22 protein-coding genes and 1 pseudogene are annotated in these 25,848 nt (G+C 42.3%); 8 read left to right on the top strand and 15 right to left on the bottom strand.

The genetic code is table 11. From position 1 onward, the window contains the following. Window positions 1-3 precede the first annotated feature (3 nt). From B3V51_RS11165 to B3V51_RS11145, 5 genes are all read left to right on the top strand, one after another. Complete coding sequence (locus B3V51_RS11165; protein WP_223333122.1) at window positions 4-2,118, top strand: bifunctional protein-serine/threonine kinase/phosphatase; 2,115 nt, start codon at window positions 4-6, stop codon at window positions 2,116-2,118. A 76-nt stretch (window positions 2,119-2,194) separates the two neighbouring features. Next, window positions 2,195-3,640: an NAD(P)/FAD-dependent oxidoreductase gene (locus B3V51_RS11160; RefSeq protein ID WP_212564302.1), complete on the top strand. Its 1,446-nt coding sequence runs from the start codon at window positions 2,195-2,197 to the stop codon at window positions 3,638-3,640. Then, a complete protein-coding gene (locus B3V51_RS11155) occupies window positions 3,637-6,816 on the top strand; it encodes a nitrate reductase (RefSeq protein WP_186474051.1) in 3,180 nt (1,059 codons plus the stop codon). Before B3V51_RS11160 ends, B3V51_RS11155 begins: the two co-directional genes overlap by 4 nt. 137 nt (window positions 6,817-6,953) lie before the next feature. Further along, window positions 6,954-7,886 carry a uroporphyrinogen-III C-methyltransferase gene (gene cobA / locus B3V51_RS11150; RefSeq protein ID WP_186474053.1) on the top strand — a complete coding sequence of 311 codons (933 nt, stop codon included), beginning with the start codon at window positions 6,954-6,956 and terminating at the stop codon, window positions 7,884-7,886. A gap of 559 nt (window positions 7,887-8,445) precedes the next feature. After that, window positions 8,446-8,628 (top strand): DUF4172 domain-containing protein, encoded by a 183-nt coding sequence (locus B3V51_RS11145; protein ID WP_223333121.1) that lies wholly within the window; start codon window positions 8,446-8,448, stop codon window positions 8,626-8,628. Between the two features lie 117 nt (window positions 8,629-8,745). Here the strand turns inward: B3V51_RS11145 and B3V51_RS11140 are convergent, their stop codons facing one another. The 9 genes and pseudogenes from B3V51_RS11140 to rutA form a co-directional block, all read right to left on the bottom strand. Further along, window positions 8,746-9,342 carry a malonic semialdehyde reductase gene (locus B3V51_RS11140; RefSeq protein WP_093068603.1) on the bottom strand — a complete coding sequence of 199 codons (597 nt, stop codon included), beginning with the start codon at window positions 9,340-9,342 and terminating at the stop codon, window positions 8,746-8,748. Between the two features lie 18 nt (window positions 9,343-9,360). Then, complete coding sequence (gene rutD, locus B3V51_RS11135) at window positions 9,361-10,137, bottom strand: pyrimidine utilization protein D (protein ID WP_093068606.1); 777 nt, start codon at window positions 10,135-10,137, stop codon at window positions 9,361-9,363. 117 nt (window positions 10,138-10,254) lie between these two features. Next, a pseudogene (gene ribB, locus B3V51_RS11130) lies at window positions 10,255-10,902 on the bottom strand (3,4-dihydroxy-2-butanone-4-phosphate synthase); the annotation flags it as partial. 109 nt (window positions 10,903-11,011) lie between these two features. Beyond that, a complete protein-coding gene (locus tag B3V51_RS11125) occupies window positions 11,012-12,511 on the bottom strand; it encodes a CoA-acylating methylmalonate-semialdehyde dehydrogenase (RefSeq protein ID WP_093068611.1) in 1,500 nt (499 codons plus the stop codon). 40 nt (window positions 12,512-12,551) lie between these two features. Further along, window positions 12,552-13,910 carry a solute carrier family 23 protein gene (locus B3V51_RS11120; protein ID WP_093068614.1) on the bottom strand — a complete coding sequence of 453 codons (1,359 nt, stop codon included), beginning with the start codon at window positions 13,908-13,910 and terminating at the stop codon, window positions 12,552-12,554. Between the two features lie 33 nt (window positions 13,911-13,943). Further along, the gene (rutF, locus tag B3V51_RS11115; protein WP_093068616.1) at window positions 13,944-14,525 is read right to left on the bottom strand and encodes an NADH-dependent FMN reductase RutF; all 582 of its coding nucleotides are present in this window, start codon (window positions 14,523-14,525) and stop codon (window positions 13,944-13,946) included. Between the two features lie 131 nt (window positions 14,526-14,656). After that, on the bottom strand, window positions 14,657-15,040 hold the full coding sequence (gene rutC / locus B3V51_RS11110; protein WP_093068619.1) for a pyrimidine utilization protein C: 384 nt from the start codon (window positions 15,038-15,040) through the stop codon (window positions 14,657-14,659). A 71-nt stretch (window positions 15,041-15,111) separates the two neighbouring features. After that, a complete protein-coding gene (rutB, locus tag B3V51_RS11105; RefSeq protein WP_093068621.1) occupies window positions 15,112-15,831 on the bottom strand; it encodes a pyrimidine utilization protein B in 720 nt (239 codons plus the stop codon). A 14-nt stretch (window positions 15,832-15,845) separates the two neighbouring features. Then, a complete protein-coding gene (rutA, locus tag B3V51_RS11100; RefSeq protein ID WP_093068623.1) occupies window positions 15,846-16,949 on the bottom strand; it encodes a pyrimidine utilization protein A in 1,104 nt (367 codons plus the stop codon). A gap of 469 nt (window positions 16,950-17,418) precedes the next feature. Here rutA and B3V51_RS11095 point away from each other — a divergent pair, with 469 nt between their 5' ends. Continuing rightward, window positions 17,419-18,054 (top strand): TetR family transcriptional regulator C-terminal domain-containing protein, encoded by a 636-nt coding sequence (locus B3V51_RS11095; RefSeq protein WP_227674147.1) that lies wholly within the window; start codon window positions 17,419-17,421, stop codon window positions 18,052-18,054. Between the two features lie 318 nt (window positions 18,055-18,372). Then, window positions 18,373-18,813, top strand: a complete 441-nt coding sequence (locus tag B3V51_RS11090) for a hypothetical protein (protein ID WP_143007407.1) — start codon at window positions 18,373-18,375, stop codon at window positions 18,811-18,813. Between the two features lie 43 nt (window positions 18,814-18,856). Here the strand turns inward: B3V51_RS11090 and B3V51_RS11085 are convergent, their stop codons facing one another. From B3V51_RS11085 to otsB, 6 genes are read right to left on the bottom strand one after another with little or no spacing between them, the layout of a single operon-like run. Next, entirely contained in the window at window positions 18,857-19,531 is a 675-nt protein-coding gene (locus B3V51_RS11085; RefSeq protein ID WP_093068628.1) for a glycosyltransferase, read from the bottom strand. A 44-nt stretch (window positions 19,532-19,575) separates the two neighbouring features. Continuing rightward, on the bottom strand, window positions 19,576-20,301 hold the full coding sequence (locus B3V51_RS11080; protein ID WP_093068631.1) for a class I SAM-dependent DNA methyltransferase: 726 nt from the start codon (window positions 20,299-20,301) through the stop codon (window positions 19,576-19,578). Further along, a complete protein-coding gene (locus B3V51_RS11075; protein WP_093068633.1) occupies window positions 20,285-21,145 on the bottom strand; it encodes a PIG-L deacetylase family protein in 861 nt (286 codons plus the stop codon). Before B3V51_RS11075 ends, B3V51_RS11080 begins: the two co-directional genes overlap by 17 nt. Further along, the gene (locus tag B3V51_RS11070; RefSeq protein WP_286708429.1) at window positions 21,133-22,218 is read right to left on the bottom strand and encodes an acyl-CoA dehydrogenase family protein; all 1,086 of its coding nucleotides are present in this window, start codon (window positions 22,216-22,218) and stop codon (window positions 21,133-21,135) included. The genes B3V51_RS11075 and B3V51_RS11070 overlap by 13 nt, the downstream gene beginning before the upstream one ends. A gap of 19 nt (window positions 22,219-22,237) precedes the next feature. Beyond that, window positions 22,238-23,800, bottom strand: a complete 1,563-nt coding sequence (locus tag B3V51_RS11065; protein ID WP_286708428.1) for an alpha,alpha-trehalose-phosphate synthase (UDP-forming) — start codon at window positions 23,798-23,800, stop codon at window positions 22,238-22,240. Between the two features lie 21 nt (window positions 23,801-23,821). Then, window positions 23,822-24,709 carry a trehalose-phosphatase gene (otsB, locus tag B3V51_RS11060; protein ID WP_286708427.1) on the bottom strand — a complete coding sequence of 296 codons (888 nt, stop codon included), beginning with the start codon at window positions 24,707-24,709 and terminating at the stop codon, window positions 23,822-23,824. A gap of 400 nt (window positions 24,710-25,109) precedes the next feature. Here otsB and B3V51_RS11055 point away from each other — a divergent pair, with 400 nt between their 5' ends. Then, entirely contained in the window at window positions 25,110-25,472 is a 363-nt protein-coding gene (locus B3V51_RS11055) for a hypothetical protein (protein ID WP_075107616.1), read from the top strand. The last annotated feature ends 376 nt before the right edge of the window (window positions 25,473-25,848 follow it).

Below are 25,848 nucleotides of genomic sequence, written 5' to 3'. Positions count from 1 at the left end.
ATTATGCATGAGAGCGTCAAACAAGCGCCTAAACAAACAAATCAAGTAAGCAGCCATGATGCGGACGTTGCATTGTGGCTGCCTGATTTTTTTACGATGGCAGGACGCAAAGCTGAGAACCAAGATAGCCTACTCATAACGACCTGCTTGCCTTATGGGTTCCCATCGTTATCATCCTTTTCATCATCGTCAGCGCATAGTGGCGATCATCCCTCTTTTACAGCGCCTTTATTGGTGCTAATGGCTGATGGGGTCAGTGCTTGCCAGTTTCCCAAACAAGCCAGTCAGTCAGTGATAAACACAGTGACACACTATATCACCTCAAAACTTGCAGAGATGGTACAGACAGATAGGGTGCAAGCAAATGAGGCATCAAGCGAATCGCAAAGAAACTCTGCAAGCAAAGCGCAAGAGCAATCGCCAAATCTACTACACCGCTTTGATGACGATCAAGTTGCCATCGTGATTAAGGAGGCGGTGCACCAAGCCAATGATGCGCTTTATTTCCCGCAAGCGTATGAGCGCCTGCCAGCTTTATTATCGACTTTATCAGGATTGCTATGCATAGGCGACCGTATTCATCTGTTTCATACGGGCGATTCTCGTATCTATCGTATCGGTATCGACAGTATGGTGCTATTGACCAAAGACCATCATATCCACCACGGACGGGATAAAGGAGCCCTGTCTGCTGCTATCGGTGCTGACACACGAGTGGAGCTGCAACAATCTGTGTTCACTTTGCACCAAAACGAGTGTTTGGCGCTCATGACCGATGGGGTTTATGAGTCAATTACGCCAGCAGAGCTACAGTTTGAGCTGTGTGCTGCGGTACAGGCTATGCACCAATCAGTGGCATGTCCCAATCAAATCATCGACCATCTTCAGATGAGCCAGCGTTTATGTGAGCACGCCTTTAGCGAGGGTAGCCACGATAATCTCAGTGTAATCATGCTCGGTATGAACGATGAAATCATAAAGAGTAAAACGCACCGAGAAACAGATAACGGCATTGCGCTTGATCAGGGTGTGGATAGCGACAGTAGTCACGCTCAGGATATCAATCACTATCGCTTACCAACGGGCTTGGCAGTAGGGGCACAGATTGATAGTTTTGTGGTCAAAAAAATCATCGCGCGTACGGCTCGCAGTGAGGTGTATTTAGTAGAGGATAACGATCAGCATGCATTTGTTTTGAAATCGCCAAGTCTCAATGTCATTGCTGATGGGCATTATCTACGTGAGTTTTTAAAGGAACGTAAAATCGGTTTGAGCCTGTCCAAGCACAAACGTATTGGTGAACCCGCTTACAATCAAGTGAACCCCAATAGCGTATCCTCCCATGACGCTCTTTTAACCAGTGATGTCTCTAAAAAACTGAATACTACTTTCAATGCGTCTAATGCGTCGGGGCTTTTGCGCTACTACCCAGTGCCTGCCAGTAGTACTTATTTATATCATTTAACGGAATATATCGAAGGGGAGAGCCTACGAGTTTTTATGGATCGTCAAGCCCCTTGTGATATTTGGCAAACTTACGATTTACTCACTAAGATCGGCATGGCAGTCCGTGTGATGCATCGGAATTATCTACTGCATCAAGATATCAAGCCTGAAAATATATTATTAACTCAATCAGGTGCGGTCAAGTTAATCGACTTTGGCTCTGCTAGCTCCTCCATACTAAAAGACAGTACGCGTCCTCCTAATGGCGATTTGCACTACGCTGCACCAGAATATTACACCGATGCCCCAAAAGGCGTGCATTCTGATTTGTTTTCCATTGCCGTGATTGGTTATGAGTTACTTACAGGTGAGCTACCATTTAGCTCGCAAGAGTTGATGAACCCATCCGCCTCACTGATCGTACCTGCCGAGCGCCTGCGTCAAAACCGAGTGCCCGCTACCAGCCAGCAAGCGTTGATGCGTGCACTGCACTCTAGTACGCAGGCAAGGTATCAAGCGATTGGCGAGTTCTTACAAGACTTTAATCCCGATAATAGTAACAATACCAGAGACCCTGAACCGCTGATCATACGTCATCCCTTATTGGTTTGGCACAGCATTTGCTTTATTCAATTTGTCATTATCATATCGTTGCTGATTTATTTTTCATAAAACCTTGTTAAACGTAAATAGTACGACAAGCCATTTTACTCAACGCTGCGTGTTGCGGCTAAGGAATGATTTTCCTATGTCACTTGATTCACCAGAACCAAACCATACTGCTTTCTCTACCAATGCTTCTTCTTCTAGACGTCAGACTACTGCGGGCATCGTTATTATAGGCGCTGGGATGGCAGGCAGTCGTTTTGCCATTGAGCTGGCACGTGCCCAGCAGCAAAGCAGCCAAGAAAAAGGCGCAGCTCATTTACCCATCACGCTGATTAGCAAAGAACCGCAAGTGGGCTACAACCGTATCATGCTGTCACCCGTACTCTCAGGAGAGTCGGTTTTTGAAGAGACATATTTATACGAGCTAGCAGAGTATGAGCAATTGGGTATCACGGTATTAGCTGGCACGTCGGTAGATGCAATCGAAACCAATAAGCAGCGTGTCAAATTGAGTGATGGACAAACCCTGGATTATACCGAGCTGGTGCTTGCTACTGGCTCACAAGCTCGCGTCATCCCTTTTGCCAATCATGATGCTAAGGGGGTTCATGTATTTCGAGAGATTGCTGATGTGCAGGTATTGACGGAGTACGCGCGCCAAGCAAAAAAGGGTCTTGTCATTGGTGGCGGGGTGCTGGGTCTGGAAGCCGCTTGTGCTTTGGCGTCTCAAGGGGCAGATATGACAGTGGTTCATGTCGATAGTCATGTTCTCAACCGACAGCTTGATATGCCCGCCGCTCATCTGCTACAAGCAGAGCTCTTCAGTCGAAGTGTCAAGCTGGAGGTGTTAGCCAACACAGAATGTATTACGGTCAATGATCAACACGAGGTTAATGGTCTGTTGTTAAAGGATGGCCGCACACTGCCAGCAGACTTTATTGTCATGGCCGTTGGTGTCATCCCCAATACGACACTGGCCCAGCAAAGCGGTCTTGAGGTTAACCGAGGTATCCTCGTAGATAACTTTATGCATACAAGCTGTCCTCATGTCTATGCGATTGGTGAGTGTATAGAACTGGATGGTGAGCTGTTCGGTATGGTAGCCCCTGTCAACCAACAGGTGGATACTTTGGTTTCTGTCCTAAAAGCGCCACACATCTCAAGTAGTAGGAGACTTAGTAGTGACTCACGAATAACCGAATACAAAAACCACTGGCGTCCCTTTATCAGCAAGCCTTTATCTTTAAAATTAAAAGTATCTGGCATCGCCGCTTTTTCAGCAGGTCAGATTGCTTTTGATGATAGTGAAATGGCACAGATAGAGCGCGTGGTTTATCAGCAAACGAGCCTCGATCATTATCTTTGTCTCTACATTAAAGAAAGCAAACTGATTGGCACGGTACTATACGGTGATGTGAGTGAAAGCGGGTTTTATAGTCAGCTGATCACTGATGGCAGTGACATATCCTCGATAAAAGAAGACCTTATCTTTGGCGAAGCCTATTGCGATGTAGGGAAAATAGAAGCAGCTGAGCCCGAATCTGCCGTGCCAAGTGACGCACACCTAATAGGAGAGGCCTCATGAGCAGCACCATCTTAAATGACGATCAAGCCCTCAGTGTCGTACCGTCCTCTCGCATTACAACTTACACTGAGGATTTGATCAGTCCTATTCGTACCACTTGTCCTTACTGCGGCGTAGGCTGCGGCGTACTAGCAAACATCGATGAGGCAGGTGTAGTCAGCGTGACAGGTGATCCTGATCATCCAGCAAACTTCGGCAAACTCTGCTCAAAAGGCAGTGCATTGGCACAAACATTGGGCACTGAACGCAGGTTGACTCAGCCTTATTATCAAGACAAACAGCGAACAATAGCAAAAGGACAACCGACAGATACGCAGCCTGCCGCGTGGGAGGCAGTATTGGATGATATTGCCAGTCGTTTGAATAACACTATCGCGATACACGGGCGTGACAGCGTAATGTTTTATGTGTCAGGGCAGCTGCTTACTGAGGATTACTACGTTGCCAATAAGTTCATTAAAGGCTTTATTGGTAATAATAATATCGATTCCAATTCGCGTCTTTGTATGTCCTCAGCGGTTGCAGGGCATAAGCGTGCTTTTGGTGCAGACTTAGTGCCTAGTAATTATGAAGATTTAGAGTCTTGTGATTTATTGGTGCTGGTGGGATCCAATATGGCGTGGTGTCATCCTATCTTATTCGGACGGTTTTTAGCCGCCAAAAAGCGTGATCCTAATAAAAAGCTGATCGTGATTGATCCGCGTCGTACTGATTCTTGTGAATTTGCCGATTTGCACGTGCCCGTTGCTGTTGGCACGGATACGCACTTATATAACGGACTGCTGCATTATCTTGAGCAAGAAGGCTGTGGTGATAAAGACTATCTTAAGCAGTGTCATGATGTTAAGCCCGCCTTAGAGGCCGCAAAAACATGGACGATTGATAAAGTGGCGACGGCATGTGGTATCAGTGCGGATCTGGTACAGGAGTTTTATGCGCTGGTCGCTGCAAATGATAAAACCGTCACGGCATTTAGCATGGGTGTCAACCAATCTGCAAGTGGTACCGACAAGGTCAATGCCATTATCAATACTCACTTGTATACTGGGCGAGTGGGCCGAGTAGGTGCAAGTCCGTTTTCACTCACCGGTCAGCCAAATGCGATGGGTGGGCGCGAAGTCGGTGCATTAGCTAACCTGCTTGCCGCGCATCTAGACCTAGACAACGAGCAGCATCGTCATTTGGTGGCTGATTTTTGGCAAGCGCCGCAACCGCTTGCCGCAGAAGTTGGGGTAAAAGCTTGCGATGCTGCTGATGCCATACTAGATGGCCGTATCAAAGCCATCTGGATTATGGCGACCAACCCTGTCGTCAGCTTGCCTGAGGCTGATAAGTTTCGCCGCGCATTGGCTACCTGTGATTTGGTGATTGTATCTGACTGCTCCGTCGACAGCGATACGGTTAAGTGTGCAGATATTGTTTTGCCTGCACAGGGTTGGGGGGAGAAATCAGGCACAGTGACCAATTCGGAGCGCCGCATCTCGCGCCAGCGGGCGTTAATGCCTGCACTCGGACAAGCAAAGCCTGACTGGTGGATACTATCGCAAGTCGCTAAACGCATGGGTTTGACAGGGTTTGATTATCAGCATCCTAGGGATATATTTAATGAGCATATCGCTCTGACAGCTTATAGAAATGATACCAGCCAAGATGTATCAGAAAACAATCAACCGCGCCATCTTAATTTAGCAAAAGATCTTTCGCCAATGGTAGTAGGGGCGATAGCATCGATAGAGGAAAGCCCAAACCATCTTAAGCAGCAAAATAAAAACGTATTCTCTTTCAGTCATGACGCATATGATGTCATGACACCGTTTCAGTGGGGCGGCGCACGTATTACACCTAGCAAAACGAAATTTATTGCCATTACGCCTCCCAGTCACGCCAGTATACCCAATAGGCATACGCAACGATTGAGCTTGAAAAGCGCTCATAGTAAAAAAAATAACGGCAGTCATACGTTTCATCAGAATAGCTCAGGAGCATTAGACCTACGGCTGATTACAGGTAGGCTTCGCGATCAATGGCATACGATGACGCGCACAGGACTTGCACCGCAGCTCAACCAACACGAGTCTGTACCAACACTCACCGTACATCCAAATGATGCCAAGCAGCTCGGTGTTGACCAAGGCGATTATGTACAGCTACGTCCCTGCTATGAGAAAAACTTATCAATAAATAGCCAGCCGCCGCGTACGGTCGCGAGCACCACTACAGACAGTCAGGTGCTCGCCCAAGTTGCCATCAGCGACAGTATGAGTGCAGGCGATGCCTTTATGCCGATGCATTGGAGCAACGCCTTTGCTCGTTTTGCTCGCGTAGGTACGCTGATCCCAACAGTCGTTGATCCACATTCAGGACAGCCTGAATTAAAAAATTCTGCAATCAGCGTGATGCCTGTACCGATGAAAACTTATGGCAAGATTTTGGTGCATCCTGATCTACAAGACACCATGATAGTGCATCTGCGTGAAACTTTATTGGATTTTGAGAAAGAGCCTGAGGATCAAGGAGTGCTGATACCTTCTTCTGATACAAATACAATTTCTGAAAGATCAAACTCATTACCCGCATTGACATGGAGTTTAAGTCGTCAAACCAATAGCGTCTTGATTACTTTAGCCAGTCCTGTAGACAAAGTCATCAGTAAACTGCTTGACCCTAAGTACTGGCAAAACTTTATCAATACCTATCAAGCATCTCTCACCGATAAATCGATCAATAGTGCCTTTACTTGCAGCAAGCAAGCAAAGCAGCTTCGCTTCGTCTCGACGCAGGTAGAGGCAAATACTAAAGTGATAGATCGGGCATCGATTAGTACGTCAAAGTCTGACATACCAAGCGATCAGCTACTGCTCAGCATTTGTTTTGCGCCGCAAGTGGCGCAGCTACCCAGTATGCATTGGCTTAACAATTGCTTTGCCAGTACTGATGCGATACCAGAGAATCAACGCTATAAGTGGTTGCTGGCAGGTCGTCCAGCGACAGGGTATGTTGATCCAGGTGCATTAGTATGTTCATGTATGGCTGTTGGAGAGAATATTATTATCGAAACAATTACCAAGCAGCAGTGTATGAGTGCCCACGCGGTTGGAAAGGCATGTCGAGCAGGGACTAACTGCGGTTCATGTGTGAGTCAAATTAATGCCTTGATCGATAGGTATGCGTCTTAAGTAGTGCTTGTTGCAAAGTTTGATCGTTAATATGGCATAGGGCTTGCAGCGTATTTTATATGCTCTTCTTTTCTTAGGTATGCCATTGTTAGGTGCAGAGTTGCGCGTTATTAACAGTGTTATTAGGAGTTATTACCATGACTGATTCATCTACCTTTATTGCCGCATTAACTTCACAAAATTTACCCAATATAAATTGTTATATTAGAGTGAGCGATGAGCCATCAGTTATAGAAAAAAATGTGAAAACGGGCACGGTACATTTGGTTGGTGCAGGTTCTGGCGATCCTGAGCTACTCACGTTAAAAGCATTACGAGTAATGCAAAAAGCAGAGGTCGTGCTCTATGATAGTTTAGTTTCAGAGGATATCTTAGATATGTGTGCGCTGACGGCAGAGAAGATATTTGTCGGTAAGCGCCGTGCCAATCACGCACTACCACAAGAAGGTATCAATGAGCTACTGGTCAAACACGCGCTAGCAGGCAAAACGGTCGTTAGGCTCAAAGGTGGCGACCCCTTTATATTTGGACGCGGCGGAGAGGAGCTGCAAGAAGTGGTGCGTCATGGTATTCATTTTGAATCTATTCCTGGTATCACTGCTGCTAGTGCGGCCGCAAGTAGAGCAGGTATTCCCTTGACACACCGTGATCATGCGCAAGCCGTCAAATTTGTGACCGCTTGCAAAAAGTTGGGCGCACCTAATAATGACTACGATGAACTCTTAGACAGTACGCAAACGGTTGTCTTTTATATGGGGTTGAATCGACTAGATGAGATGACTCAAGGGCTAATTGCCGCAGGGCGCGACAGTAATACACCTTTTGCTGTGATTAGTCATGCCAGTTTGCCAACGCAGCAGCTTCTTATCGGTACACTTGGCAGTATTGCCGAGCAGCAAGCTGAGGCAAAATTACCAACACCTGCGCTATTGATTATGGGTGATGTGGTTAATTTATATCATGAGTTTGCAAACTACAACCTTGGTGCGTTAGGCAAAAGTACCTTTATTGACGTTCAAAACGTTGTTAGCAGTCATGATTTAGTCAGTAATTTGGAGGTTGTCACGTAGGATAGAAGCATACTAGTGCTTAGCACTTTTATAGTATGTCAGCGCAAACACTTAAACAGGGTAATGACTACTACAAAATACTAAAACGCATGTAAAAAGTAGACGATGTAATAAAAAGAGTATGATGCAAGGTACGATGACTCTGGATACATTAAGAGTTAGTTCAGCAGACTGGTATAAGTGGTTCCATTATACCAGTCTGTTTTAAGTAGTCTATTAACCTCTACCATGTCAAGGTAGGTCGACCAAAGTGCATATCCTGACAATATCTTACACACGTTGATATTGTTAGCCTGTAAATATTATTCAATTGAATAATCACAATGTAAATTATAATGCAATAAAATTTAACTCGTATTTGGGCACTGTATTTTTATAGTGTTTTTACCTCTACTCAAGCCCTTCTCAGAACAAAAAAACTATGTTTGTTCGTTGAGAATCTATTCTTATTACGTCAGCTATTGTCGTTTTTGAATTTCTACGTATTGTTCCTACTGCTTATTCTCTGCATAACATAAGGAGGTTACTGTTCTAATCTCTGCATATCTCTGGGGAACGTATGAAGCATACTACTTATATTCATGAGCACTCAAATTGGACTGAATGGCAATGGTCGGACAAGAAGCTATTGCCACTCGTCAGTCGTGTGCGGATATTACAAGGCCGTTTATTAGGAAAGCTACTAACACTAGGGTTCGATCTGAATGTTGAGGCGCAATTATTTGACGGCAGGGGTCAATAATTCTTATCATTTACTTGGTTATTAAGTGAAGGAGCCAAAAACAACCACCCCTCCACATAGCCTTAATTCAGTCCATTACTCCTAAAATAAAATGACACAGTAGATGAATACTTGTCCTTATAAGATCTGACAAGCCTCATCAAAGTCTAATCTTGGCAGACGGCTGTATAACTGGTCCTCTTGACCATAACCTATATTGATGAGCAGGTTTGAAGTCCAATTACTGTCTTTAAGAAAAATTTTATCTACCAGTTCATTATTAAATCCAGACATAGGGCCGGTGTCTAAACCCAAGGCTCTACAAGCCAAGATTAGATAAGCCGCTTGCATAGAACTGTTTCTAAACGCCGTTTCTTTTATCAGTTCAGGACTAGAGTTAAACCATGATCGGGCATCCGTATGTGGAAATAATTTAGGAAGCTCTTCATAAAACTCATTATCATAAGCGACAATAACGGTGATAGGTGCTGTCATTGTTTTTTCGATATTACCTGAAGATAGTGCTGGTTCTAAGCGCGCTTTAGCATCATCAGACTTCAGAAATACAAACCGTGCAGGTGAACAGTTAGCCGAGGTAGGCGCCATTTTGACCAGGTGATAGATCTCTTCAAGTAGTGCATCTGGTACGTCTTTTTTTTGCCAAGCATTAAAGGATCTGGCTTTACCAAACAGCTGATCGAGATCTGCTGAAGATAACGATAGGGAGTTAGTCATAACATTTCCTTATTGATATTAAATTTTGGATAAGAATTGAAGAATTTTGCTATTGGTTGGGCAGGTCTCTGTGATTGTGCTGGCATGGCCACCCGTCACCATTAACTCAAACTGTGCATTTTGCATATTATTGGCCAAAGCCAGACCGCGTTGCCAGGGCACCAACACATCATCAAGATTGCTTAAAACTAACGTTTTATTTTTGATATGTTTAGCGTTTATCAGGGGCTGATAAGACTGCAAGGCTTTTAATCTCGTTGAGACGTTTTCAATGGGAGTAAAATTAGCAATAGCTTTATCTTCTTTTTGCGTGAGTGCCTCTATGTTGTCTGAGATCCATATAGGCGGGTATAAAAATATCGCTTGAGCACGTACAAATGCCTCTACACCTGTATCTTGTAGTAAACTGGTTCGCATACGAAAACATTTAATAGTGTGAGGATCTAGGCTTTCCCAACCATTTAAGATGACCAGTTTATTTAACAACTCTGGCGCTTTATAAGCGATTTCCATACCGATAAATCCGCCAAGTGCGTGACCGACGAAATGACAGTTAGAAAGCCCTTCTTGTTTTAAGATTTCAATTAATTGATCCGCTAAATCTTGCATAGAATAGTCATCGGGTAAGAGATCACTATCAGGTGATACCCCCTCTTGTTCATAGCAAATCACATTGTAATGCTCGGTAAAACTCTCAATTTGAGGTGACCAAAAATCAGCATGCCCGCCTAAACCTGAACTAAATACGACCGTTTCTGACGTGTCGTTCTTACAAGGATATTTTTCAACTAACATAGGGTTTCATCCAATTTTAGTAAAATTCAAATTGCGGTAAAAATATCTAGTAGCTTATAAAATCAAGTTAAATTAAATCTACTAAATCAATTCAACAGTACGCTCATCGCTTTCATCATAGTCATATGCTACGGTTTCTTCGAAATTTTCGACAGTTTCTTGAGACTTAATATATTTAATTAACGCGTCTATGGTGCCGACCTTTAGGTTGTGAGTATCGGAGAATTTCATCAGATCATTTCTCCGAGCCATTTCACCATCTTGGTTGATGATTTCTACAATAACCGCAGCAGGCTCCAAGCCAGCCAGTCTCGTTAAATCGCAACCTGCCTCAGTGTGACCGGCGCGTTCTAAAACACCGCCTTCTTTAGCCACTAATGGAAAAATATGACCTGGGGTTACGACATCATCAAAAGTAACGTCTTGAGACACCGCAGTTCTAATAGTATGAGCTCTGTCTGCCGTTGATATTCCGGTACTTACGCCTTTTGCCGCATCAATGGAAACAGTGAAATTTGTACTATAAGGTGCTTGGTTGTCTTTGCACATGAGAGGTAGTTTTAATTTTTTGCAACGCTCGGAGGTCAAGGTCAAACAAACCAAGCCTTTGGCATGTGTAATCATAAAATTGATATCATCAGGCTTGGCTAAAGTGGCTGCCATAATCAGGTCACCTTCATTTTCCCGATCCTCATCATCCATGATTATGACCATCTTGCCAGCTTTAATATCTTCAATGATTTCTGGTATTGTATTGATATTCATAAAATCCACCATTTGTACTTATATTTGCTTTTGTATGTTGTTATGTAGAGCCTATTGTCAATTAATCACATGCTCTACATAACCTCCTACTTTTGATACGGCTGCATAGCTACTTCATAGAAATAGTGGTATTTACGCCTTCACTAGCATCCTCATCAAACCAGCGTGATATCACCGTTTTCGTCTGCGTATAAAACTGTACCGCTTGCTTACCATAAGGACCTAAGTCACCGAGCTTACTCGCTCTAGACCCTGTAAACGAAAACATCGGTAGCGGTACTGGAATCGGTAGGTTGATACCTACTTGTCCGACATCGATATCTTGTTGGAACTTGTGTGCATGGGCGCCAGACTGGGTGAAAATTGCAGTGCCATTACCATTTGGATTGGTATTGATAATCTTAATGGCTTCCTCAAGCGTGTCGGCATACATAATGCATAATACAGGGCCAAAAATCTCTTCGGTATAGCAGCTCATATCAGTGGTTACATTGTCCAAAATAGTTGGTCCAACAAAGTTACCTTCTTCATAACCTTCTACCTGACAACCACGACCATCTAGTTTGATAGTTGCCCCTTCGTCTATCCCTGCTTGAATTAAGCGCTCGACACGGGCTTTGGCTTGCTTAGATATTAGCGGACCTAAGTCTTTATCATCCTTTCCAGCAGACACTACCAGCTGTGCTGATTTTTCTACAATCTCATCGACCCACTGTTTAGACTCTCCAACCAATACCACGACAGACAGTGCCATGCATCGCTGCCCTGCTGCACCAAATGCTGCGCCTGCTAACTGGTTTAAACTCTGCTCTTTATTAGCGTCAGGCATAATAACGGCATGGTTTTTTGCACCCATCATACATTGCACACGTTTGCCAGCCTGACCGGCTCGATCATATACGTGCTTACCCACTGCTGTTGAACCTACAAAAGATATCGCTTTTATATCAGGGTGATCGCACAGCGCATCCACTGTATCTTTACCACCATGAACCACATTTAACACCCCTTTTGGTATACCTGCCTCAAGCGCCAACTCGACCAATCTCATGGTAACGATTGGATTTTGTTCAGATGGCTTTAAGATGAACGTGTTGCCTGTGGCGATGGCCATTGGAAACATCCATAGCGGTATCATGGCAGGAAAGTTAAAGGGAGTAATACCTGCACAGACACCTATTGGCTGCTGAACGGTGTACATATCAACACTACTGGCGACGTTTTCAATGTAGCCACCTTGTTGCAAGTTACCGATACCTGATGCGTGCTCTACGACCTCAAGACCTCTAAATACATCACCTCTAGCATCTGCCAGTGTCTTACCTTGTTCTTCAGTCAGTAGCGCTGCCAACTCATCCATATTTTCACGTATCAGTTGTTGATACTTTAGAAAAACACGGGCCCGTTTGCTGATGGGTGTGACACGCCAACTCTGAAAGGCCTCAGTTGCCGTTTTGATCGCTTGCTCGATTTCCTCAGGTGTTGATTGTGGTACCTTGGCGATCACTTCTTGTGTGGCTGGATTAGTAATATCAATCCACTCTGTGGTATTTGATTCGGTAAATTCGCCATTGATTAATTGCTGTACGCTGCGTGGTTCTGTATTCATGACACGGTTCCTTAAGGTAATATCAAGTAGGGATTTAAATTTATGGACTAAGTTTTAAGAGCGGCTCTGATGTAGCGATTTCTCTCTCAGTGGTCACGCTCATCTCTTTTTGTTTGTTTTTAAAATTGAAAACGAGGTTCATAAGAATGGCTAAAAAAGTAGCAGTACCAATACCGCCTAAATCAAAGCCTGCAATGTTTAGTGAATAGTTGCCAGTACCTAGGATTACTGGAACAGCGGCTACTAACATATTGCCATTCTTACTGAAATCAATTTTTGCATTCATCCAGATACGCGCACCAGCGATCGTGATTAACCCGAAGACAACGATTGAGGCACCGGTCAAAAGAGGTACTGGGATGGTGCTGACCAAGGTGCCAAACTTAGGAGATAAGCCCAATAAGATTGCAAAGACACCTGCTATGACAAAGACGACTGTAGAGTAAATTTTGGTCGCGGCCATCACGCCGATGTTTTCTGCATAGGTCGTCATACCAGTACCGCCTACCGAGGCTGAAAGCGTGGTACAAAGGCCGTCAGCGAAGAATGCTCTACCCATATAAGGTGAGATGCTTTTGCCAGTCATGGCTTCTACTGCTTTAAAATGTCCAAGGTTCTCAGCGATCAAGATGATAAAAACAGGGGCAATGACTAATATGGCACTGGTCTCAAAGACAGGAGAATAAAGGGTTGGAATACCGAACCACGCGGCATTTGCAATTGGGCTAAAATCAATAGGCTTGCCCATGCCTAAGACATTCGTTAATAGGAAATAAATCAAATATGCAGCGACCAGTCCTATTAACAGTAACAAGCGTCTGACCATACCTTTAGTAAATACGGCGACTGAACAAATACATAATACGGTAACTAATGCCATCCACGAGTCAAAGCTATTGCCGATGACGCTTTGTATGGTGACCGGCGCTAAGTTCAACCCGATAATCATCACAATGGATCCAGTAACTACAGGTGGCATCAAATTCTCAATCCACTCTGTCCCTGTTTTCATCACTAGCAGACCCATCAATGCGTATAAAATCCCGCAGACGACGGTACCTCCCAGCGCAATACCAATATTTGGATTGATACCCGTGCCGCTATAGCCTGTTACTGCTGCGACCGCTCCGATAAATGCAAAGCTTGAGCCCAAATAACTGGGTACGTGACCGCCCGTGATAAGAAAGAAAAGTATCGTACCTATACCAGTAATAAGCATCGTTAAGCTAGGATCAAAGCCCATCAGCAAGGGAGCTAAGATTGTCGCACCGAACATGGCGAATGAGTGCTGTGCGCCTAATACCACACTCTTACCCATCGGCAAATACTCATTGATACCTACCGGTGTCGTTTCTAGGTTTCCAGTGTAGGGACGCCATTTAACAAACCATTTATCCATTTTAAATATCCTTAAAAAGTAGAGGGATGATACTTAGTTCGTGCACTTACTCAATTGATGGTAGCCTCGATTGAAATAGATGAGACTTTCACAATCAGGCTTGTGTTTGATATCCAATACCTCACAAATGAGAATATCGTGAGTTCCTACCGAGCTAATAAGCTTAATCTTGCAATCAAAAGAGATACTGGCATCCTCTAATACAGGCGATCCTGTTGACAGCGTAGACCAGCTGCCTTGCTCAAACCTTTCTTCTAATGCCTTTTTGCCGCCGAACACACCGCTTAAATCTTGGTGTTCAAGACCAAGTGTGTTGACGCATAGCACCATATTTTCTTTGAAAAATTTGTATACAGACGCGCTTCGGTTTAAACACACTAATAGGGTTGGCGGTTCGTCAGTGACACTGCACACCGCTGAGGCGGTAAACCCTGCCCGCCCTGCTGGACCTTCAGTGGTAATAATGTTCACGGCAGCAGCTAACTTACTCATCGCATCTCTAAAAGACTGCTGTATGTCGGTCAAGTTTCCTGCCGTAGAAGTGAATGATTCTTTAGACTTATGTTTCATTAATGAGGATTGCGTTGCTTGGCTTTCTTTAATTACTGTATTCATCTGTCATTTCCTTTTAAACAATATTCCGCCACATGTGTAGTCAACTAAAACGCCTTACTACAGTCCAATGCTAGGGGGTTCAATGTCAGGTAACTTTAAATTCACTAACTGCAGTTTTTAAATAGGCTGTCTTATCCAACGTGTGCTATGGACGCGATTTCAACTAAAGCGTCTGGTTTTACCAATCCACATTGGATACAAAATCTTGCTGGTTTTTCATTGGGGAAAAACTCTGCATAGACTTGATTGACCGCGTCATAATCTGCCCAATCTTTGACAAATATTGAATTAAACGTCACATCATCCATATCGCCACCAGCGGTTTGAATAACGTTTTGAATCGTTGTTAATACATGGCGAGTTTGCGCGGCGGCATCACCCACATGTACGACATTGTTGTTTTCATCAAAGGGCAAAGTGCCTGATACATAAACGATGTTATCGGCCTTAGTTGCTGGGACATAGGGTGCCAATGGCTTGCTGGTACCTTCAGGTATAATCACTTGTTTAGACATATCTACATTCCTATTTGATTTAAGTACGAAGCGCTTGGTTTAGGCTCCTAAAAAGCCAGATATCGAAAAGATTAAGTATCTAAAAAACACTGCTGCATGCTGGCAACATCAGACACCCAACCAAAAAAGGTTTTTACGTTATAGAGTGTGGCCTCATGAGCTTCTACTGGTCCTGCTTGATAACACGCGTCATCTAACAAAACTCCAAAATACTCAAGGAAGAACCCATCTCGAAGCGTCGTTTCAACACAGACGTTGGTCGCGATACCAGTGAACAGTAGATTGCGTATGCCTCGTGACCGCAATACGCTATCGAAGTTGGTATTCGCAAAGCCGCTATATCGAGGTTTGTCTATAACGATGTCTTGCGGCGCAGGGGTAAGCTCGTCGACCAACTCATAATCCCAGCCCCCTTTTGCTAATAAAGTTCCCTCAAGTTCAGGGTTTTTACGCATGGTTTTTAGGGCATTTGATTTGTGATAATTAGGCGATCCGCTACCACCAGCCTCTACATATTTGTTGTCCCAGCCATTTCTGAAATAGATGACTTGTATGCCAGATTGATGTGCAATATCTACGGCTTGCTTGATTTTATCAATAACAGGTTTGGTTGACGTCACATCAAACCCAGCCAAATCCAGATAACCACCTTGACTGGCATACGCGTTTTGCATATCCACGACGATCAATGCGGTTTGCGATGGATCTAATTTGATAGGTTCAGGCAACGACTCTAAAACGGGAGAGGATTGTTTGGTAAAGTCTGCACAAATAGTATTAACCGAATTCATATCTGCTCCTTTTATTAGGCTTCGCTCATGGCTTGGCTGGCCACTGGGGTATCAACATTGATACGGCTTTTCATCAAAGGTTGAATTTTGCTGCCAAAATCTTCTACGCCTTGCACGAAATCATCAAAGGTCAATAAGACGCCATCCGTACCTTGTACTTCAGCGATTTCGTCTAACATGCTGGCAACATTTTCAAAGGAACCGACCAGCGTACCCATATTGATATTGACTGGTGAAACGCTTGAGGCCATATGACGAATATTGGTATCTTTGCCTGAGGTTTTGTCCTTACCACCTTGCGACTGCAACCAATCAATGGCTTCAAAGTCCGCACCATCATTGTATGATTGCCATTTTTCCTGCGCTTTTTCATCAGTCTCATCTGCAATGACCATAAAGAGGACATAAGTGGGAACATTGCGGCCTGTCTGATCTGTATGTACTTTTAAGCGGTCATTAATACCAGCGTAGGCAGTTGGCGTGTTTAGCCCTTTACCAAAGACAAAGTTATAGTCAGCGTATTTTGCAGAGAACGCCAAACCTGTATCTGATTGACCCGCACAAATAATCTTCATATCCGCTTGTGGAATAGGCTTCACCTGACAATCATTCATCTGAAAGAACTCACCCTTCAAATCAGATTGGCCTGTCGCCCAAAGGTCTCTTAGGATTTGGACATATTCAGATAAATACTCATAGCGCTTACCAAAATAATCGTCGCCTGGCCACATGCCCATCTGTCCGTATTCTGCTTCTTGCCAGCCAGTCACGACATTCAATCCAAAGCGTCCGTTCGAGATACTATCAAGCGTCGATGCCATTCTGGCTACGATTGCGGGCGGCATCACTAACGTTGCTGACGTGGCATATATTTTTATTTTGGACGTGACTGCTGCGAGTCCTGCCATTAAAGTAAAGCTCTCAAGGTTATAATCCCAGAACTCAGTCTCACCGCCGAAACCGCGCAGCTTAATCATTGAGAGCGCAAAATCAAAACCGTAATGCTCGGCACGTTGCACAATTTGCTTATTAAGCTCAAATGTTGGCTTGTACTGCGGCGCGTTTTTTGAGATTAACCAGCCATTGTTACCAATCGGACAAAAAATTCCTATTTCCATGAGGTCACCTATAGATTTCGAGAAAAAAGAAGAAAAATATAAAAGAGATGAAAATTCTTTTATGTTTTTATTAAAGCAAAACTCATGCCATGTAATTTTATTTATATTTATCAATAACTTATATTTTTTTTACCCTAAATTTTTTAGACCATATGGTTTAAAAAAATGTATAAAAATAGTGCGGACTGTTATAAAACGGTGCGGTTTGTTATAAAATAGTGCAGAAACACTTGAGTAAGGAATTTTGATGGTAATCTGAACAGAGTGAGTGAAATCAGTGGTAAAAAGGACGCTGGTGAGGATTGTCGCTACGATTAGTAATCCATAGACAATAAGGTGTTGATCGCTGCTGAGCGATCAATATTGGTCAATAAATGGCGCTTGTAATTAATTATCTTGACCATTTTTAAATTGAATCAATGATCATCTAAAATTAGGTTTACACGACTTTATAATGAAGGACATGACAGTGAAAGACAGCGTGCTAAGAGAAGAGGCAGAAACGAGTTCAAAAGTACTAAAGAAAAAAGCACATATCATCAAAGCTGCATTGATCGTCTTTTCACAAGAAGGACTAAATGGGGCACGAATGGAGAGGATTGCGGAAGAGGCTGATATTTCTAAATCAAATATATTTTATTACTTCGACAGTAAAGAGGTTCTGTATATTGCTGCTTTGGAAGCGGTGCTGAGTGAATGGTTGTCCCCTTTGAGCAATATTAACGTCAACCAAGATCCAAGAAATGCGCTCAAAACTTATATCGAAGAAAAATATAAGATTTCAAAGAAATCACCTGCAGCATCGAGACTATATGCATTAGAGATTATGCAAGGAGCGCCTCACTTAATGGGGGTGCTGAAGGGGCCTTTAAGATATTTGGTGCGAGAAAAGGTGGCAGTGATTGACGGGTGGATTGCGGACAATAAGATTAAGTCCGTTTCTGCGATCCATTTAATTTTCCATATTTGGGCAGTCACTCAGCACTACTCTGACTTTTCTACGCAAACTGAAGCTATTTGTAATCATAGTTTAAGAAATAAGAAATTCGCTAATGATGCGTTAAACACTAGCATTCAACTTCTTGTAGATAGTTTGATTATATAATTTGATATTGGTGTCGATATCTTGCATTTCTATACCGCCTTTGCTGACATAGTTATTGAATCCCGTTTGTAACGTATAGTCAATCTTGGTAATTGCTCCGCCTATGAGTGTGGTTTTGCCACCATTGACGGAGAGGCTAGAGCCTGCGTCTTTTAGATCAAGATCAGCATTAAAGCCCAGGATCTTCTGCTTGCTATCGTAGGTAGCGATGTCTTATTTTGAGATACGAAAAAAGCTACGATACATAACGCATCGTAGCTTTTGATTACTATTCAGAACTTTAGATCCTCACTTTAAAAAATTTGGGACTGGTCTATTATGTTGATAAGCGCACTCGATTCAAACATAAAAAACTTGTGTGTTTTTTTACTTTTAGGTGTTTGCATCTTAATGTTGTTAGCGCCATTATTTTCATGGAAATACCAACCTTCTAAGTCACTGACTAAAAGATTATTAATAGCACTCTTTCTTATTCCATTTTTTTTATATTTTTTATTTGATATGTTTCATACAAATGATATTCAAAAAAATAATATTTTGCTCTTAAACTTTGACAAGTCTACGGAGAGTATCTTGCTTAGCGATAGTGACAATACAGAAATATCGAATGAGTATGCATTTGCCTCTGATCTCATTCATGTCGAGAATAATGACAAGGGAAAGACAATAGAAAAGAGAAGCAACAGTAGTACTTATAAGGTGTTACCTGTTATAGAGAGGGTAGATAAACCTAGTGAAACCGAAAGAGATATTTTTTAATTTCAGTTTTTAGTAGCTCTGAATCATAATAGGTTTAATATGACTATGACCAGCTGACTTTTTCAAGGTTTGCTAAAAATGCACCAAAACCCTCTTTTGCTCGAGCTTGCAATCGACTACTGGTCAATACACGGACGCGATTGCTCCAAGTAATCGTATAGCGCCGTGCTCTAAATCTATTGACCAGGTCCACATCTTCATGACAAGTCAAAGGCGCAAAGCCACCAGTGGCTAAATAAGCGTCACTGCTGAAACTCAGATTTGCCCCATGAATATGTCGGTGCCCCATCTTGTCTTGATAATGCGTAATATAAGCTTGTTGTGTTTGTGATGACAAATGCCCCCAGTTATTGATAGACACCACGCCGCAAATCATATCGGCCCTCTGCTGGTCAAGATGTTCCATTTGCTGCACTAACCAATCCATAGGCACTGTTGAGTCAGCATCGGTACAGGCAAGCCATGTTGCCCCATGAGCAATTGCATGACGAATGCCAAGATCTCTCACTTGTCCCACGCACTGATAATAACAGCATAAGTAATCAAACCCTGTCGCTTGGACAATTTTCAATGTGTCATCAGTACAGCTATCTAGTACTACCAGTACAGAAGCAGTGAAAGTTGAAGGTAACTGCTCGATTGCAATCTGTATAGACGCCAGGCACTGGGCGATAGTCTCTGCTTCATCATGAGCAGGAATCACAATACTAATTTTCATAATATCTACCAATCCCGATATAATTTAAGATTATTTTTGGTTTTCTATATTAAGTTTTCTTGCATAGCAACTGACGTGGAAGAACGTTGCCAAATATCTAGTAAAAAATCGCTATCTATCATTTGGCTCTGGTGGTTAAATGAGTGCTGATTTTTGTTGTTGTTAGTAAATACCTGATGTAAACGCTGATGTACGCTTTCACCTGTCATTGCAAAACCATCAATAGCATAGCGCCAGTGGCAGCACAGCAGAGTACCATTTAGGGCAAGATTGTGTAGTGCCCAGTTGATGACCACATCAATATCACTGGATGACAAATAGTATAAAATCTCACTAATAACGATTAAATCAAAGGGTGGTTGATTGATCGAAGTATTTTCTGATAGAGGTTTCCTCTGTTCCAATAACTCTTTTAAAGAAAATAGTTTATCGGGAACAATACCTTGTATGACTCTAGCATGAGGTAGTGCTGCTAAACGCTCTTTAGCAAGTTTCACTGCTTGATGGTTGCCATCGATACTGATTAAATCCTGACAACGATGAGCCAATAACTCACTTAGTACGCCATTACCGCAGCCCAATTCAATCGCACGTTCATAGTGTGGTTGGGGTAGTAGCGCCAAGCAAGTATTACGTTTTCGCTCTTCATACCAACGAGTTTGATATTGCCATGGGTCGGTATTGTCATTATATAATTCGTCAAAATATGAATCCGAATAGGCGCTGTACTGACTAGAATTAGCCAAGCTTTCTTTAGAGGTATGGTTCATATATATAAACTTCCCAAGGTTGGCTGATTCGAGTAATCGTTTGCTTAGTTAGAATGGGCGAGTTGCCTGTACTTACATCTTCAGTAGTTTGGCTTTTGAAGCAATGGATAGCATCGATTTTTTTCTGTAAATGTTCAGGCGTTAAATCCATTCTCACGGCATATTGCCAAGGGATACGACTGTCATCAGGCGTTGCCCAATGCCATGCCCATATCAGTACTTGATAGCAGGGCAGGCGATTTTGTTTGGCAAATGAGGTGACCACGCGCCCTGTGGCTTCGTGGTCAGGATGCCCGTCTCGTGCGAAGGTGGTGACTAAAATATCGTTAGGCTGGAGGATAGTCACTAATTTCTGACGAAAGAGAGCTTGTTGCGCGAATACATCCCCATCTGTTAAATCTAAAGCAAGTGTCGTAACCTGATGGCTCACATCCAACGTTTTTAGAGCTTCAACACTTTCTTTTGGACGGAGGGTGTTAAGCTGTTCTGGAGAATAAATCTTCGAGTCGGGATGACTTTGGGTACCATTAGTTACGTGGATGAGAACTATGGGATTGCCGTTATCTGCTAGTTGCTGCAATAATCCACCACAGCCTAATATCTCATCATCAGGATGCGGTGCAAAGATACAGACGCGTTGATGGGAGTTAAAGCTTGTCTGAATATTTAATTGAGGCAGTTTTCGTAATCCCATCCAGTTTTGCCATGTGTCTGGACTAGTACCAGATCCTTCAATAATACGGTCTCCTACGATTGGATGAGGATATCGAAGCAGGGTAGTAGACTTAACGTTATTATCTTTAAAGATAAGCTGTATGTTCTTATCTAATTCTATAGCTGCCATACGTTTGCCTGTCCATGAGTTGAATTGCTGTGTAAAAGGTTGGTCAACTCACCAATTTTTTGTAAGTCGAAAGCACCATGACTTTGTCGAATAAACACGGGAAGATCTGCTGATAGTCTTGCAAAATGAGCATTACGGCAAAATGGTGCGGCTCCCAATGCTTGACCCACTATCTCTACTGTATGGCGAGCGACTTTTTCAATTTGGGCTCTCAATTGACGTATAGCAAGCTCATGGCAAAGTGACGGCTCTGTGTCTATCAGATCGGCGGCGTAATAGAGATATTGTTGAGTAATTGCCAATGCAGTACCAATTTCACCTAAATACATGGCCTTGTAGTCATTCGGTTTTTGCTGATAAGCAGTGGTCAAATAGCTTGCTAGGCAAGCTGATGCGCCATACCAACACGCAGCAACCCCTGCAGCCCCGTGCCAAAACCCCGCACGATCTAGATAGGCATTCTCTTTTCCAACCAAACTCGCTGATACGCCACAAAACTTCACAGTAGCTGTATCTGTGGCTTGCATTCCTACTGCCTGCCATTCACTATTGTTAATTTCAATACCTGCCTGATGCATGTCTATAATCATTAGTTGTGATTGATTATTGCTATTGCGATAAGTAACAAGGGCGTAATCTACCATGCCAGCTCCTGAACACCATGCTTTGTGACCAATGGCCTTTCCTTGCTCATAACGTAGAGGGTCGGGATGGCCTTCTGCTGCCCAAACGGCCCATAAACCTTTGGCTACCTTGCCATACCCAATTTCATTCAAAATACTTAAAGCGTCTAAATGCGATTCAAACCATTTGACAATCGTTAGATCAATACTTGCAACATACGCCAAAACTTGCCAGCGTATTAAAGTATTTGAAAGCCCGCTATGCTCAGCCATACCGCTTGCGGGATGAGGGATATCTTTGCTATAAGACACTAATATATCTAAAATTTTATGGCGTAATGCAGCGGTAAGATTAAGCGTACTCATTGCTTGGGTGTCAGTAGCTATTATTTTATCGACAGCGACTTTAATATCTTTTAATAAATCGTTTTTTATATTTGTCGATCGCATCAGAGTCTCCTAGTTATACTTATGAGTCAGACATTTGAACATTGGCGGGCTCCATGCTACTTATTTGACTGCTGCTTTCATTGTATAAATCATCCAAAAAACTCTGCTGCCAAATCTGCAAATTGTCTTTCTGTAGTCCTTGCAATAATGACCGATAACGAGACTGACGCTCTTCCAACGGCATCTTGAGGGCCGTTTTTAAGCCCTCTATCATGCTTTGCGGCTGATGGGGATCTATGATGACGGCAGCCTGCATTTGTTCAGCGGCTCCAGCATAACGGGAGAGCAATAACACACCAGGGTTATCAGGGTTTTGGGCAGCAATATACTCTTTGGCTACTAGATTCATACCGTCTTTGAGCGAGTTCACCCAACCGACGTCACTTTGCCAAAACATCGTCATCAATTTCTCATGGCTCAATGCGGTTTCGCTATAGTTAATGGCTTGCCAATTGCTATTCTCAGACAGATATTGCTGATTGATGTCATAGACCTCTTTTTTGACATCATCGTAAAGACTTTGATACGTCGGCAAATCTAAACGACTAGGGCAGGCGACTTGTAATAACTGCAGGTGATTTTGATACGATGGATTTTGCGCTAAAAAATCACGATATGCTGCAAAGCGTTTTAACAGCCCTTTTGAATAATCAATCCTATCAACTGCAATAATCTGTTGAAAAGTAAGGTTTTTACTTTTATAAAGTAGGGTGGAGTGCAAGGGGATAGCGGAAGATAAGTGTTTAACCTGCTGCTGAATTTGTGTCACATTGACGCCTATTGGATAAGCATCAACCATTAAAGCGTGCTGAGGTTTTAGCGCTAAATCGAGCGTCATTTTTGCTCTAGTATAGGTATAGGGCTGAGCAAAATTTCGCTTCATGTCTAACACATTTATCGGTGCGCTTGCTACAAGCTGGTCCTGTATAAAATGGTCTTTTAAGTAATACTGCAAGACATTCAAGCAATGAGTCCTGTCTTGCTGAGTCTGCGTACCCAACAAATCATAATGGGCCAAGTGATTAATGACCTCAGAACTTTGTTCAAGCGATTGCCAAAAACGTAATGAGGCAAATGGAATATGTAAGAAAAATCCGATACGATTGGTGATACCTAGCTGTCTACAATGATATGCCACGCTTAAAAAGTGATAATCATGAACCCAAATCACATCGTCAGGCTTAAGGATTTTCTTTAATTGTTTGGCAAAAAGCCGATTTACGTCTTGATAGCCTGCGTAATCTTGGGATTTTTGACTGATTAAGTCGATTCGTTCGTGCAATAGTGGCCATAAGACATTGTTAGCGAAACCACAGTAAAATTGATTATATTGCTCAGTGGTAAGAGCTGTGGTCATATAAGTAATACAAGTGCCTTCACTCGTCAAACTGGCTTGCTTGCTAGTAAATAAGTCAGTAGAACCACTAGCATTATTACGGCTCTCTACGACTTTACCGTTCCAACCCATCCAAACTACTGAGTTCCCTATCAATACGTTTTGTAGAGCTACTGCCAGTCCGCCAGCCATCGGTTTGTTGTCGGGCACCTTAACCCGATTTGATAAGGCAATTAAACGGCTCATAAAATGGACCTCAACTTTTCCTTAATAGTGAGAATTGACTTTCATTACTCCAGATGGTGTCCTATCACGTGTTTGGCAAAAACTTAGAAGGTTACGGAGTAAATCTGTTACTTCCTTAATATCGTTGACATAATAATGAGCACAGGTCGACTCCCTTCCTACTTTAATGCCTAGCCCTTTTGGTGGTTGTTCTAAGCCTTCTACTATCTTTTTTGAATCTTGTATGGCTCTGAAACCGGCTTCATCAGTAATATCATCACCAATAAAAATTGCACAAGTATCATTGCTAGCTTTGTTCATTATTTTGCCTAGTAGGTATAGAATGGCAGTCCCTTTATTTACACCTTTTGGTACCGCTTCCCAAACATATTTTCCAGGTTTTAACACCCAATCAGGATAGGTCTTTAATACTTCCTTCATCAGGCGATAAGCCTCATCAGCCAAAACGGGATTCTTTCTGAAGTGTAAAGCGACGGAATAAGGTTTACTTTCTACGAAGAAGTCGTCATAGAGGGCACAAGAGCGGAGGATATCTTGCTTTATTTTATCTAGTTCTAAGGTATCAATAAAAAGCGTATTTACCTCATTCAGATCTTCGTCTTCGAATTTACTAAAACTACTATTTAATGCTATTTCTAGACCGTGAGTTGCTGCAATCGGTAACTCTATAGGTGCCAGTAAACTTCTAGCTTCAACAAGACTGCGACCCGTTACAATAGCGACTACAATGCCATGTTTTTGTAGTTCCCGTAATATACTTAAAGTTGAATATGGTACGATGCTATCTTTAGGGTTTAGTGTAAAATCTGAAAGCGTACCGTCTATATCTAAAAATAAATAGCAATTTTTCTGATGTTTTAGATAATCTACTAGTAAATTCGGTTGCATATATATAGGGTGACTTTCCATACTAAAAATAGTTCCTGAAGTAATACTTCCTTATATGTTTTTTAGCTTATAGATTCCAAACGCTTATAGATAAAAATTGATAATCAGTAAGTTTTTTAATAATATAGTCATAAAAAAAGCCAAACATTGTCAGCTTTTATAGTAAAATTACTAGACTTTTGTAATTGATTAAATTTATTACACAGTTTTATTTTTAAGTTAAGGCTTATTTAAAATACTGTAATAAATTTTATTTTAATAGCCTGATATAACTATATTACTTAAAAAAGCTATTAAAATTTAACAAAAACATCTTAGTCGGTATATGTATTAATATTGGAATTCATTTAAAGTAATAGTTAAGTAGAAATATTCAATACCATAATTAATGGTTTATCTTAACTTTATTAAGGATATTAAAATGAAGACAACAATCTCTAGCCATTCACTTCAAAGTAAACTATGGATGGCATTACTGGTCAGCGTTGTAGGACTTAGTGCTTGTAGTAATGAAGTGGAAGAGACGCCAGATAGTACGATGGACACGACTGAAGCTACTGCTGCTGAAGTAGGGACGGACTCTACTATGGGTGAAACAACCACGGATATGGACATGGCCGATACAAACAGTCCTATGGATCCAGCTGGTACAGCCACTACCGACACAATGATGGATAGTACCACTACCGATGAAATGATGGATGGCTCAGTCACTAGTGATACAACAATGGTAGACGAAGACAATACGAGTTTCAATCAAGACCCAGTAGAAAGTGCTCAATAAATCGTAGATATCAGGGTAGAATCTACCTATATTTGGATTAAACTTAAAGTAGGGATAACAACTTATCTTAAGATCATAAAAATTAATAAGTTGTGTGCTGAATACTTAGCAATACCGACGGCTTTACTATAATAAGAAAAGTAATTTTCTTATTATAGTAAAGCTGTCTTTTTATTGAGAGTTAGGTTCAAATAGCTTTGATAATTGAAGAGCATGACTTACTCATTAACTTTTTATAGAGATATCAAAAAATTCTGATGAGTATTAAAAAGTCTATCCGATAAAAAGCGTAATATATCAGGGTAAGCTCAATCTTTTACAATGTGCTAAAAGAAACTATCAAACTCAACTATTGATCCCTGCTGTCAATTCCGTA

Source organism: Psychrobacter sp. UBA2514, assembly GCF_002341255.1.
Classification (GTDB): Bacteria; Pseudomonadota; Gammaproteobacteria; order Pseudomonadales; family Moraxellaceae; genus Psychrobacter; species Psychrobacter pacificensis.
The sequence above is the reverse complement of the archived record's forward strand: the minus strand, read 5'-3'. Positions and strand labels throughout refer to the sequence as shown.

Excerpts from the sequence above, each read along its gene's own strand:
- B3V51_RS11165 (WP_223333122.1), top strand. The coding sequence starts at position 4 with ATGCATGAGAGCGTCAAACAAGCGCCTAAACAAACAAATCAAGTAAGC.
- B3V51_RS11160 (WP_212564302.1), top strand. The coding sequence starts at position 2,195 with ATGTCACTTGATTCACCAGAACCAAACCATACTGCTTTCTCTACCAAT.
- B3V51_RS11155 (WP_186474051.1), top strand. The coding sequence starts at position 3,637 with ATGAGCAGCACCATCTTAAATGACGATCAAGCCCTCAGTGTCGTACCG.
- cobA (WP_186474053.1), top strand. The coding sequence starts at position 6,954 with ATGACTGATTCATCTACCTTTATTGCCGCATTAACTTCACAAAATTTA.
- B3V51_RS11145 (WP_223333121.1), top strand. The coding sequence starts at position 8,446 with ATGAAGCATACTACTTATATTCATGAGCACTCAAATTGGACTGAATGG.
- B3V51_RS11140 (WP_093068603.1), bottom strand. The coding sequence starts at position 9,342 with ATGACTAACTCCCTATCGTTATCTTCAGCAGATCTCGATCAGCTGTTT.
- rutD (WP_093068606.1), bottom strand. The coding sequence starts at position 10,137 with ATGTTAGTTGAAAAATATCCTTGTAAGAACGACACGTCAGAAACGGTC.
- B3V51_RS11125 (WP_093068611.1), bottom strand. The coding sequence starts at position 12,511 with ATGAATACAGAACCACGCAGCGTACAGCAATTAATCAATGGCGAATTT.
- B3V51_RS11120 (WP_093068614.1), bottom strand. The coding sequence starts at position 13,910 with ATGGATAAATGGTTTGTTAAATGGCGTCCCTACACTGGAAACCTAGAA.
- rutF (WP_093068616.1), bottom strand. The coding sequence starts at position 14,525 with ATGAATACAGTAATTAAAGAAAGCCAAGCAACGCAATCCTCATTAATG.
- rutC (WP_093068619.1), bottom strand. The coding sequence starts at position 15,040 with ATGTCTAAACAAGTGATTATACCTGAAGGTACCAGCAAGCCATTGGCA.
- rutB (WP_093068621.1), bottom strand. The coding sequence starts at position 15,831 with ATGAATTCGGTTAATACTATTTGTGCAGACTTTACCAAACAATCCTCT.
- rutA (WP_093068623.1), bottom strand. The coding sequence starts at position 16,949 with ATGGAAATAGGAATTTTTTGTCCGATTGGTAACAATGGCTGGTTAATC.
- B3V51_RS11090 (WP_143007407.1), top strand. The coding sequence starts at position 18,373 with ATGTTGATAAGCGCACTCGATTCAAACATAAAAAACTTGTGTGTTTTT.
- B3V51_RS11085 (WP_093068628.1), bottom strand. The coding sequence starts at position 19,531 with ATGAAAATTAGTATTGTGATTCCTGCTCATGATGAAGCAGAGACTATC.
- B3V51_RS11080 (WP_093068631.1), bottom strand. The coding sequence starts at position 20,301 with ATGAACCATACCTCTAAAGAAAGCTTGGCTAATTCTAGTCAGTACAGC.
- B3V51_RS11075 (WP_093068633.1), bottom strand. The coding sequence starts at position 21,145 with ATGGCAGCTATAGAATTAGATAAGAACATACAGCTTATCTTTAAAGAT.
- B3V51_RS11070 (WP_286708429.1), bottom strand. The coding sequence starts at position 22,218 with ATGCGATCGACAAATATAAAAAACGATTTATTAAAAGATATTAAAGTC.
- B3V51_RS11065 (WP_286708428.1), bottom strand. The coding sequence starts at position 23,800 with ATGAGCCGTTTAATTGCCTTATCAAATCGGGTTAAGGTGCCCGACAAC.
- otsB (WP_286708427.1), bottom strand. The coding sequence starts at position 24,709 with ATGGAAAGTCACCCTATATATATGCAACCGAATTTACTAGTAGATTAT.
- B3V51_RS11055 (WP_075107616.1), top strand. The coding sequence starts at position 25,110 with ATGAAGACAACAATCTCTAGCCATTCACTTCAAAGTAAACTATGGATG.